The sequence below is a fragment of the Myxococcota bacterium genome (assembly GCA_035498015.1).
Taxonomy (GTDB): Bacteria; Myxococcota_A; UBA9160; order SZUA-336; family SZUA-336; genus VGRW01.
Genome location: DATKAO010000255.1, coordinates 1 through 10,529, shown reverse-complemented (window position 1 = coordinate 10,529; position 10,529 = coordinate 1). Strand labels below are relative to the sequence as shown.

Below are 10,529 nucleotides of genomic sequence, written 5' to 3'. Positions count from 1 at the left end.
TCCCGGCGCTCGCCGGGAGTCAGGAGCTCGAGCGGCTGGTCCAGCGCCTCGCGCAGCTCGCGCTCCTCGGACGGGACCAGGTCGCCCTCGATGTAGCGCACGCGCCAGTTGATGCGGTCCTGGCGCTTCACGCCCTTCTTGAAGCGCAGGCCCAGCACCTTCGGGTGGCGGCCCAGGTGCCAGGTGTCGGCCTTCGCGCCCGCGAGCTTGGTGCAGTCGACGCGTGACTGCTGGCCGGCGCCGATGCCGATCATCTGGCCGTCGAGCGCGTAGCCCACGGAGTTCGACTGCGTGTATTTCAGCGTGATCAGCCCGAGCAGCAGGTCGCGGCGGGCCGCGGCGTCGAGCTCGCCGCACACCACGTTCGCCAGGTCGGCCTCGCTGATGCGCCGGTTGTTGCGATCCTGCACCAGGCGCACGCCGAACACCTCGCGCGCCTCGCGCTCCGGCGGGCGGTAGCCGGCATCGCTCTGCAGCACGATGAAGCCGCCGCCTTTCTTCTCGCACAGCGTGCGCAGCGCCTTGGCGTCGTAGCCCGGCGCGATGATGCCGTCGGAGACCACGCCCTTCAGGAAGTCCGCGGTGCGCTCGTCGACCGTGTCGGACAGCGCGACGAAGTCACCGAACGAGCACTTCGGGTCCGCGCCGCGCGCGCGCACGTAGGCGGTGGCGGCGGGAGTCAGTGACTCGCCGCGCACCTCGTAGGCGCGCGCCAGGTCGTCGGGCAGCGGCACCGCGACCGCTGCGCCCGCGGGAGACACGTGCTTGAAGCTCGCCGCCGCGGGCAGGCCCAGGGCATCGCGCGCTTCGGACACGAGCTGCCAGGCGTTGAGGGCGTCGAGCAGGTTGATCAGCGACGGGGTGCCGTTCAAGAGCTCGACCGGGAGCTTGCCCCCGTCGAGCGGCTCGAGCGCCGCGTAGCTCTGGTGGGGATTGCAGCCGTACTTGAGGCGCATGGCGCGGAGGATGCGGGAAGCGCGGCCGTTCCTCAACGCACGGCGGGGTGAAGCGCGCTTGCTGCAGCTCCGAGCCGCCCGGGGCCCGGAGCGCGCGCCGCGGCTGGCACCCGCGTTGCACAAGTGCCCGGCCGATGAGTCACACCGAGCTTCACCGGCTGGAACGAGCGCAGGCGCACGGCGCCGCCCTTCCGGCCGCACGCATTGCCGCCACCCTGACCGAAGCCGCCCTCGCGGTGCTCGTGGTCGGGATCTGGTGGCTGACCTGCGCCGCGGGCTGAGCCGCTAGCGGCGCTGGCCGAGCCCGCTCGCCGGCAGGATCTTGACCGCGAACCCGTCTGCCGTACGGCGCACGACCTCGGCGGCCAGCAGGATCGGCGCGGTCCCCGAGGCGTAGCGGATCTGGAGCGGCGTTCCCGCCGGCAGATCGAGCTGCACCCCGACGATGCGCGCGCCCGACGCGGACATGTCGGCAATGGCGCCGCGCTCGCGGCGGCCGTGCACATCGATCTCGACCGGGATCCGCGAGCGGCAACGCGGCGCAGCCTCGAGGTCCATGAACTTGATGATCTTCGGGCGCGGCGGCGGCAGCGGGATGGCTGGGTGAGCCACGGTCTTGGCCTTGGCTCGCGTCTTTCGTGAGCTCTTGCGCGCAGCCTTGCGCCGGGCCGTGGTCTTCGGTCTGCGCGGCGCGGCTTTCCGTGCCTTGCGGCCGGTGCCCTTCGCCTTCTTTCTCATCGCCATGAACGTGCGCCCCGCGAGCGGTTCCCAGGGTCGGGTCGGCAGAGCGGCGCGCCGGCTTGAACCTCTTTTGCTAGAGCACAGCCATGCCGCTCGCGCTCGAAGCCCTGCGCCTCCTGCCGCGCAATGCGCTGTCGCGCGCCCTGGGCCGGCTCGCGGCGCTGCGCCTGCCGCGGCCGCTGGTACGCGCCGAGATCGCCCTGTTCGCCGCCGCGGTTGGAGTCGACCTGTCCGAGATGCGCGAGCCGCCGGAGGCCTTCGCCTCCCTGCAGGCCTTCTTCATCCGCGAGCTCCGCCCCGGCGTGCGCCCGATCGATCCCGCCCCCGACGCGCTCGTGGCGCCCTGCGACGGCGCCTGGGGTGAGTCGGGCCAGGTGGTGTCGGGCCAGCTCATGCAGGTGAAGGGTCGCCCGTACGCGCTCGCCGAGCTCCTGGACTCCAAGGACGACGCGGCGCGCTTCGAGGGCGGCAGCTTCGCGACCTTCTACCTCGCGCCGCGCGACTACCACCGCTTCCATGCGCCCTGCGACGCGCGGGTGGAGCGCGCGCGCTACGTGCCCGGGACGCTCTGGCCGGTGAACCGGCTCGGGCTCACCGGCATCGACGGCCTGTATGCGCAGAACGAGCGCATCGCGGTCATGATGCGCGCGCGCGCCAACGACTCACTCCTGTGTCTGGTGGCGGTCGGCGCCACGCTGGTCGGCAAGGTGCGCCTGCGCTTCGACGGACTCCAGACGAACCTGCGCGCCGCGCGCGGCGAGGAGCGGCGCTACCCGGCGGACCTCGCGCTGGCCAAGGGCGAGGAGTGGGGTCACTTCGAGTTCGGCTCGAGCATCGTGCTCGTGGCGGCCCCGGGGGCGCTCGAGCTGGCCGGGCAGCCCGCGGGCACGCGCCTGCGCCTGGGCACCCGCATCGGCCGCCTGCGCGTGTGATCCGGGCCTGTGACCCGCGGCACCAAGCGCCCGGCGCGCCCGCCGATGAGTGAGCACGCGCGAACGCATGCGCTCTCGCGAGGGGATGCGCCATGGCCGCCACCGACATCCTGGGCAGCGCCGACGCTGCGCACCTGCTGCGCAGGGCCGGGTTCGGCGCGGCGCCCAAGGACCTGACTCACTTCGCGCCCCTGACCCGCGCCGCGGCCGTCGCGGAGCTGGTCGGCGCCAAGCCCCGCCGCTCGCGGCCGCCCGCGGGCAAGGACAGCGACGCGGCGCTCGCCAAGATGCAGGTCTGGTGGCTGAAGCAGATGCTCGCGCCCAGGTGGCGCCTGCACGAGAAGATCGCCCTGTTCTGGCACGCGCACTTCGGCACGTCGTGGAGCGCGCTGCCCAGCAGCGCGAAGCTCGCGCGCCAGAACGCGCTGTTCCGGCAGCTCGGGCTCGGCTCCTTCCGCACGCTGCTCTACGAAGTGACTCGCGACGCGGCCATGCTCGAGGCGCGCGACGGCGTGCGCAGCGGCCTGCCGGTGCCGAACGAGAACTACGCCAGCGAGCTGCTCGAACGCTACGCGCTGGGCGCGCTCGATGCGCAGGGCATGCCGAACTTCAGCCAGAGCGACGTGCACGACTTCGCGCGCGCTCTCTCCGGCTACCGGCTGGGGCCGAAGGACCTGTTCGGGCACGTCGAGCCGGGCGTGTTCGATGCGGGCCAGAAGCACGTGTTCGCGGGCCGCACGGGCGAGCTCATGGGGAACCTGGGCGTCGAGGACGAGACCGGCGCGCAGCTGCCGCCGGAGCGCAACGTGCTCGACGCCTTGTTCGCGCACCGCGACTCGGACGACCGCCCCACCCTGGCCCGCTTCCTGGCGGGCCGCCTGTGGGAGTGGCTGGCCGCGCCGGCGCCGCCGCTCGCGCTCGTGGACGAGCTGGCCGACGCGTTCGTCGCGAGTCAGTACCAGGTCTCTGCGCTCGTGTCGGCGATCCTGGCGCACGACGACTTCTACGCTGCGGCGACCCGCAGCTCGACCGCGCGCACGCCGGTGGACTTCACGCTCGCGAGCCTGCGCGCGCTCGAGGCCAGGAGCAGCCTGGCGGCGCTGCCGGGCGCGCTGCGCGACATGGGCATGGCGCTGTTCGATCCGCCCGCCGAGGGCTGGAGCTCGGGCGAGGCCTGGCTCGCGCTCGGTCCCTACCTCGCGCGGCTGCAGTTCGCGCAGTCACTCGCGGCGGGCCGCAGCGGGCGCACGTACTCGCTCAATGCCAAGCGCCTGTTCTCGGCACCCGCCGGGGACGACGCGGCCGTGGTCGACGCGCTGCTCGCCCGGCTCGACGTCACGCCGTCTGCGGCCGGTCGGCAGGCGCTCCTGGACTATCTCGCGACCGCCGTGGGGCTCGAGTCGAAAGAGCGGCTCGAGCGCAAGCTGCGCGGGCTGGTGGCCCTGGCGCTCACCCTGCCCGAGTACCAGGTGCACTGACGTGCGCGTGAGCCGGAGACAGCTGCTGAAGGGCGCGGGGTCGGCCGCGCTGGTCGCCTCGGCGCACGTGCTCGCCTGGCCGCGGCGCGCCCGCGCCGCGCTGCCCGAGGACCCGATCGTGCTGTTGGTCCAGCTCCAGGGCGGGAACGACGCGCTGAACACCGTGGTGCCCGTGAACAACGTCGGGATCCCGCAGCGCAGCCTGTACGACTTCTACCGCCCGGACCTCTCGATCTCGCCGAACGAGCTCTCGGCGACACTGATCGGTGTCGACCCCGCGGTGGGCACGTCGCTGGCCTTCCACCCGGTCATGACCGACTTCAAGGCGCTCTACGACGCCGGGCACCTGGCGGTCGTGAACGGCGTCGGCTTTCCGGGCGCGCCGCTCTCGCACGCGCGCGCCAGCGCCGTGTGGTTCGCAGGCGACCCCGCCGGCTTCGCCGGCACGGGCTGGCTCGGGCGCTACAGCGATGCCGAGTTCCTGGCGGCAGACACTCCGGCGCTGTCGCTCGCTGGAGCGCCGGTTCCGATGTTCGCGGGCGCGCACGCGAACGCGCTCGCGGCGCGCACGCTGCGCGGCTTCGCGCTGCCCGACGATCCGCTCTTTCCCGATCTCGCGGCGCGCGGCCCGGCCTGGGCCGCCGAGCTCGCGCCCGACGCCGGTGACTCGCCGTTCGTCGCGCAGCTGCGCCGCCAGGGCGCCGACGTGCTTTCGAAGGAGCCGATCCTGGGCGCGGTCGAGCTCAGCGGCTGGGGCTCGCAGCTCGAGGCCGAGCCCACGCCCTTCCACGCGGCGCTGCACGAGATCGCCTCGCTCCTGCGCTACGACCTTCTGTTCCCCGATGCCGCGTCGGGGATCGCGCTCTTCCACGTCACCCAACCCGGCTACGACACTCACTCGCTCCAGGGAGCCGCCGAGCCCGAGGGCCGGCACGCGCAACGACTCGCCCAGCTCGGCGACGCACTCGCGAAGTTCTACGCGGACCTCGTCGCCCTGGGCATCCAGAACCGCGTGCTGGTCCTGACCTACTCCGAGTTCGGCCGGCGACCCCGACAGAGCGGCAGTGGAGAAGAAGCCGGGACCGACCACGGCGCACCGGGCACGCTGTTCGCGCTCGGCGGCGCCGTGGTCGGGGGGACCTACGGGGCCCTGCCGGGGCTCGACGCGCTGGACGCCGTCGGGAACGCCGCCTTCACGGTCGACTTCCGGCGCGTCTACGCGACGGTGATCGATCGCTTCCTCGGCGCCGACCACAACGACTTCCTGCCCGGCGCGCCGTTCCTGCCGATCGACTTCCTGCCTGCGCCCTAGGCTAATCTACGGGCGTGGAGACCCTCGAGGGCGGCTGTCACTGCGGCGGGGTGCGCTTCCGCGTCGAGGTCCAGGACTTCGCCGGGAGTGAGTGCAACTGCTCCATGTGCACGATGAAGGGCATCCTGCACCTGATCGTGCCGGTCGAGCGCTTCCGGCTGCTGAAGGGCGGCGAGCTGCTCCACACGTACACCTTCAACACCGGCGTCGCGAAGCACCGCTTCTGCCGCGTGTGCGGGATCCATCCCTTCTACACGCCGCGCTCGGACCCGGACAAGGTCGACGTGAACATCCGCTGTCTCGACGGCGATGCCTGGCGGCGCTTCGAGCTCACGTCCTTCGACGGCAAGAACTGGGAGGCGGCGCACGCCGCCCGCGGGCACTGAGAAAGGCGGCATGGCGGGCAAGTCACTCGAGATCTGGACGATTTCGGTGCCGCTGCCCAAGCAGGCCGGCGAGCTCGCGGCGCGCGCCGAAGCGGCCGGCTGGGACGGCATCGCGTTCACGGACTCGCAGAACCTGACCGGCGATGTGTTCACGGGGCTCGCGCTGGCGGCGCAGGCCACGCGCAAGCTCGGGCTCGCGACGGGAGTCACCAATCCGGTCACGCGCCACGCCGCGGCCGCGGCCTCGGCGATCGCCTCGATCCAGGCACTCTCGGGCGGGCGCGCCACGCTCGGCATCGGGCGCGGTGACTCGGCGCTGTTCCAGATCGGCCTCGAGCCCGCGCCGCTGCCGCAGTTCGAGCGCTTCCTCGGCGACCTCGCGGCCTATCTGCGCGGCGGCGCGGTCGACGTGGCCGGCTACGAGAGCCGGCTGCGCTGGCTCGACGCGGCCGGTGTGCCGCGCGTGCCGATCGACGTGGCGGCCACCGGTCCGCGCGTGATCGAAGTGGCGGCGCGCATCGCCGACCGGATCACCTTTGCGCTGGGCGCGAGCCCGGAGCGGCTGCGCTGGGGTATCGAGAAGGCGCGCGCGGCGCGCCGCGCCGCCGGGCTCGACGCCGACTCACTCGAGTTCGGGGCCTACGTCAACGTGGCGCCGCACCCCGACGTGGCCGTGGCGCGCGAGCTCGTGCGTGGCGGGGTCGGCACCTTCGCGCACTTCTCGGGCATGCGCGGCAGCTCGGCCGAAGGCGTGGCGCCCGAGGACCGCGCGGTCTTCGAGGGCATCCACGCGCGCTACGACCGGCCGAACCACACGCTGGGGCGCGCGCGGCATGCGGCTGCGCTCGACGCCGACTTCCTGGAGCGCTTTGCCGTCGTGGGCCCGACACAGAGCTGCGTCGCGCGCCTGCGCGAGCTGGCCGGCACCGGCCTCAGCAAGCTCGTGCTCACGAGCGCCTCGTTCGACGCCAACCGGACCGAGGCCCAGCGCTCGCGCACGCTGCTCGAGCGCGAGGTGCTGCCCGCGCTCCGCGGAGCCTCCTAGACTTGGCCTGGGACGCGATCTGCGTGGGCGGAGGCCTGGGCGGCGCAGGCATCGCCTTCGCGCTGGCCAAGGCCGGCGCGCGCGTGCTGGTGCTCGAGCGCGAGACGAAGTTCCGCGACCGGGTGCGCGGCGAGTATCTCGAGTGCTGGGGCGTGGCCGCGGCGCGAGACCTCGGCCTGCAGAGCGCGCTGGCAGACGCGCGTGCGCACCGCTCGCCCTGGCTCGACAACTACATCGGCGGCATGCGCCTCGACCGGCGCAGCTTCGACGACGCGACCGGGAGCGTCTTCCCCGCTCCGCTGTGCGTCGGGCACCCGGCCTTCCAGGAGGCCGTGCTGGCCGCGGCTTCCGCCGCGGGCGCCGAGGTGCGGCGCGGGGTCAACGCGACCGAGGTCACTCCCGGCCGGCCTGCGCAGGTGCGCGTCCGCGGTGCGCGCGGCGAGGTGTCGACCGAGTCGGCGCGCCTGGTCGTGGGCGCCGACGGGCGCGACTCGAAGCTGCGCGCCGCGCTGGGCTTCCAGGAGACGCGCGACCCGTACCGGCTGTGTCTCGCGGGGGTGCTCTTGGAAGGCTACACCGGCCCCGACGACGCGAGCGCCGCCTTCTGGAACTTCCCCGTGAACGAGCAGGCGCTGCTCTTCCCGCGCGACCAGGGCGTGCTGCGCGGCTACATGGCCTACCGCTCCGACAGCGGAGTGACTCGCTTCTCGGGCAAGGAGCGCATCCCCGACTTCCTGGCCGCGTTCCGCGCCGCGGGCGTGCCCGCGGAGTGGCTCGCAGGCGCGCGTGCAGCCGGCCCGCTCGCCGGCTTCGAGGGTGCCGACTCGCGCGTGACGCACCCGGTGCGTGAAGGCGTCGCGCTGGTCGGCGATGCGGCGGCCTGCAGTGACCCGGTCTGGGGCTGCGGCATGTCGCTCACGCTGCGCGACGTGCGCACGCTGCGCGACGCGCTCGCCGCCTCGCAAGACTGGGACGCGGCGCTGCACGCCTACGCCGACGAGCACGACCGCTACTACGATCGCCTGCACACGCTCGAAGACTGGATGACCCGGATCTTCTTCGAGCCCGGTCCCGAGGCGGAGGCGCTGCGCGGACGCGTGTTCGCCAAGGCCGCGGCCGACCCGGGGCGCGTGGTCGACATCGTGGGGCGCGGGCCCGACCAGCCGGTCGACGAGGCCGCCCGGCGCTACTTCTTCGCGGAGGACTGACTCGTGGCGACCGATGCCCAGCGCGTGCTCGACGCCGCCCGCGACCTCGCGCCGCGGCTGGCGGCGCGCGCGGGCGAGATCGACGCCGCCCGCCGGCTGCCGCCCGACCTGGTGAAGGAGCTGAAGAGCGCCGGCTTCTTCCGCATGCTCGTCCCGCGCAGTCACGGCGGGCTCGAGCTCGAGTATCCCGCCACGATCGACGTGCTGGCGCAGCTCGCGGCCGGCGACGGGGCGACCGGCTGGACGGTGATGATCGGCGCCGAGTCACCCCAGCTCTTGGCGCTCCTGCCGCCCGCGAGCTTCGACGCGCTCTACGCCGACGGCCCGGACGTGATCATCGCGGGCGCGTTCGCGCCCCAAGGCCGCGCCACGCCGGTGGCCGGCGGCGTGCGAGTCACCGGCCGCTGGGGCTTTGCCAGTGGCTGCCAGCACGCCGACTGGCTGTTCGGCCACTGCGTGGTCGACGACGGCGCCGAGCCGCGCACGCTGCGCTGCGCGCTCGCGCGCGCCAGTGACTGGACGATCCACGACACCTGGCACACCTCGGGCCTGCGCGGCACCGGCAGTCACGACATCGAGGCGGCGGACCTGTTTGTGCCCTCCGAGCGCGTGTTCCAGCTGTTCGGCGGCGCGCCGACGCTGCCGGGCCCGATCTTCCAGGGCGCGCTGCCGCAGGCCGTGCTGCACATCGCCGCGGTCGCGCTGGGCATCGGCGAGGGCGCGCTCGCCGATCTGGTCGCCTTCGCCGGCACCAAGAAGCAGCGCCTGTACGCGAAGACCACGCTGCCCGAGTCACCGCTGTTCCAGTACCGGCTCGGCCACGCGCACGCGGATCTCGCGGCGGCGCGGGCGCTCCTGCGCGAGCGCGCCGCCGAGCTCTGGGCGCACGCGCAGGCGGGCGCGATTCCGCTGTTGTTCGGCCTGGCGGCGATCGAGGCCGCGGCCTGGATCGTCGAGCGCGCAGGAGCCGTGGTCGACGCCTGCTACCTGGCGGGCGGCGGCTCGGCGCTCTACGAGTCGTCGCCGCTGCAGCGGCGGCTGCGCGACATCCGCACGCTGAGTCAGCACGCTTCGATCCAGGAGGGCGTCTTCTCCAGCGCCGGGGCCGCGCTGCTCGGGCTTCCGGGCAGCTTCGGTCTCTGACTCGTGCGCGTCGCGCTCGCCAGCTTCCAGCACGAGACCAACACCTATTGCCCGGAGCCGACGCGCTTCGCCGACTTCCGCGTGACTCGCGGGGGCGAGCTGCTGCGCCGCGCGAAGGGCACGCGCACCGCGCTCGGCGGGCTGGCCACGGGCCTGGAAGAGATCGGCGCCGAGCGGGTGCCGCTGCTCGCGGCGGGCGCGCAGCCGTCGGGCACGATCGAGGCGGGGGCCTGGGCCCGGCTGTGCGCCGAGCTCGAGCTCGCGCTCGCGCGCGCCGGCCCGGTCGATGCGCTCGCGCTGGCGCTGCACGGGGCGGCGGTCGCCGAGGGCTGCGACGACCCGGAGGGCGAGCTGTGCGCTCGCCTGCGCGCGCGCATCGGGCCGGACGTGCCGTTCGTCGCCACCTTCGATCTACACGGGAATGTGTCGCAGGCGATGGCCGACGCGCTCGACCTGCCCTTCCCTTGCCGCGCCTATCCGCACGTCGACACCTGGGAGCGCGGCGTCGCGGCCGCGCGCGCCCTGCGCCCGCTCGCCGCGCGCGCCGTGCGGCCGGTGACTCGCGTCGAGCGCCTGCCGCTGCTCGTGCCGCCCACTCCGACCGGCGCGGGCCCGGGTGCGGCGATCCGCGCGCGCTTTGCCGAGGCGGCGCGCCGGACCGGGCTGCTGGCCTGCGAGTTCTTCCACGGCTTCCCCTGGGCGGACACCCCGCTCGCGGGCGCCGCGGTCGCGGTCGTGGCCGACGCCGACCCCGAGCTCGCGCAGGACGCGGCGCGCGAGCTGGCGCGCTACGTGTGGGACCTGCGCGAGTCGCTCCGGCCGGTGACACTGTCCTGTGTCGAGGCCGTGGAGCGCGCCCTCGGACTCCCGGGGCGGCCGATCGTGGTGGCCGAGGCGGGCGACAACCCGGGCGGCGGCGCGCCGGGCGACGGCACGCACCTGCTGCGCGCGCTGCTCGACGCGGACCCCGAGGGCGCTTGCTTCGGCTTCATCGCCGACCCGGAGGTCGCGCGCGCCGCCCATGCCGCGGGCATCGGCGCGAAGCTCGACGTGTCACTGGGCGGCAAGCGCGACCGCCTGCACGGCGAGCCGCTGCGCGCGCGCGCCGAAGTGACCGCGCTCTCGCACGGCCGCGTGAGCCCGCGCGCCATGCTCGCCGGGGTCGAGCTGAACCTGGGCCCGATGGCGCGGCTGCGCATCGGCCGCGTCGACGTGCTGGTCTCGTCGCGCAGCCAGCAGGTGTTCGACCCCGAGGTGTTCCGCATGCACGGCATCGACGTGCGCCGGGCCAAGCTCGTCGCGCTGAAGTCGGCGCAGCACTTCCGCGC

General features: G+C 74.0%; 11 protein-coding genes. 9 read left to right on the top strand and 2 right to left on the bottom strand.

The genetic code is table 11. The features are described 5' to 3' along the window. Positions 1 to 956: phosphoribosylaminoimidazolecarboxamide formyltransferase (locus tag VMR86_22720; GenBank protein HTO09883.1), on the bottom strand; the 956-nt coding region annotated here is incomplete at its 3' end. A 134-nt stretch (positions 957 to 1,090) separates the two neighbouring features. Between VMR86_22720 and VMR86_22715 the strand changes: the two genes are divergently transcribed. Beyond that, positions 1,091 to 1,237 carry a hypothetical protein gene (locus tag VMR86_22715; protein ID HTO09882.1) on the top strand — a complete coding sequence of 49 codons (147 nt, stop codon included), beginning with the start codon at positions 1,091 to 1,093 and terminating at the stop codon, positions 1,235 to 1,237. Between the two features lie 4 nt (positions 1,238 to 1,241). Here the strand turns inward: VMR86_22715 and VMR86_22710 are convergent, their stop codons facing one another. Then, entirely contained in the window at positions 1,242 to 1,694 is a 453-nt protein-coding gene (locus VMR86_22710) for a PilZ domain-containing protein (GenBank protein HTO09881.1), read from the bottom strand. Positions 1,695 to 1,783: 89 nt separating this feature from the next. Here VMR86_22710 and asd point away from each other — a divergent pair, with 89 nt between their 5' ends. From asd to VMR86_22670, 8 genes are all read left to right on the top strand, one after another. After that, positions 1,784 to 2,629 (top strand): archaetidylserine decarboxylase, encoded by an 846-nt coding sequence (gene asd, locus VMR86_22705; protein ID HTO09880.1) that lies wholly within the window; start codon positions 1,784 to 1,786, stop codon positions 2,627 to 2,629. 92 nt (positions 2,630 to 2,721) lie between these two features. Then, complete coding sequence (locus VMR86_22700) at positions 2,722 to 4,107, top strand: DUF1800 family protein (protein HTO09879.1); 1,386 nt, start codon at positions 2,722 to 2,724, stop codon at positions 4,105 to 4,107. 7 nt (positions 4,108 to 4,114) lie between these two features. Next, entirely contained in the window at positions 4,115 to 5,419 is a 1,305-nt protein-coding gene (locus VMR86_22695; protein HTO09878.1) for a DUF1501 domain-containing protein, read from the top strand. Between the two features lie 14 nt (positions 5,420 to 5,433). Further along, the gene (locus tag VMR86_22690; GenBank protein HTO09877.1) at positions 5,434 to 5,805 is read left to right on the top strand and encodes a GFA family protein; all 372 of its coding nucleotides are present in this window, start codon (positions 5,434 to 5,436) and stop codon (positions 5,803 to 5,805) included. 10 nt (positions 5,806 to 5,815) lie between these two features. Continuing rightward, positions 5,816 to 6,850 carry an LLM class flavin-dependent oxidoreductase gene (locus VMR86_22685; protein ID HTO09876.1) on the top strand — a complete coding sequence of 345 codons (1,035 nt, stop codon included), beginning with the start codon at positions 5,816 to 5,818 and terminating at the stop codon, positions 6,848 to 6,850. 2 nt (positions 6,851 to 6,852) lie between these two features. After that, positions 6,853 to 8,058, top strand: coding sequence for an FAD-dependent monooxygenase (locus VMR86_22680; GenBank protein ID HTO09875.1), 1,206 nt, complete (start codon positions 6,853 to 6,855; stop codon positions 8,056 to 8,058). A gap of 3 nt (positions 8,059 to 8,061) precedes the next feature. Continuing rightward, positions 8,062 to 9,201 (top strand): acyl-CoA dehydrogenase family protein, encoded by a 1,140-nt coding sequence (locus tag VMR86_22675; protein HTO09874.1) that lies wholly within the window; start codon positions 8,062 to 8,064, stop codon positions 9,199 to 9,201. 3 nt (positions 9,202 to 9,204) lie between these two features. Continuing rightward, the coding region (locus VMR86_22670) for a M81 family metallopeptidase (GenBank protein ID HTO09873.1) at positions 9,205 to 10,529 on the top strand (1,325 nt) is incomplete at its 3' end.

What these genes read in the sequence shown, in the direction of transcription:
- VMR86_22700 (HTO09879.1), top strand. Translation starts at nt 2,722, where the DNA reads ATGGCCGCCACCGACATCCTGGGCAGCGCCGACGCTGCGCACCTGCTG.
- VMR86_22685 (HTO09876.1), top strand. Translation starts at nt 5,816, where the DNA reads ATGGCGGGCAAGTCACTCGAGATCTGGACGATTTCGGTGCCGCTGCCC.
- VMR86_22710 (HTO09881.1), bottom strand. Translation starts at nt 1,694, where the DNA reads ATGAGAAAGAAGGCGAAGGGCACCGGCCGCAAGGCACGGAAAGCCGCG.
- VMR86_22715 (HTO09882.1), top strand. Translation starts at nt 1,091, where the DNA reads ATGAGTCACACCGAGCTTCACCGGCTGGAACGAGCGCAGGCGCACGGC.
- asd (HTO09880.1), top strand. Translation starts at nt 1,784, where the DNA reads ATGCCGCTCGCGCTCGAAGCCCTGCGCCTCCTGCCGCGCAATGCGCTG.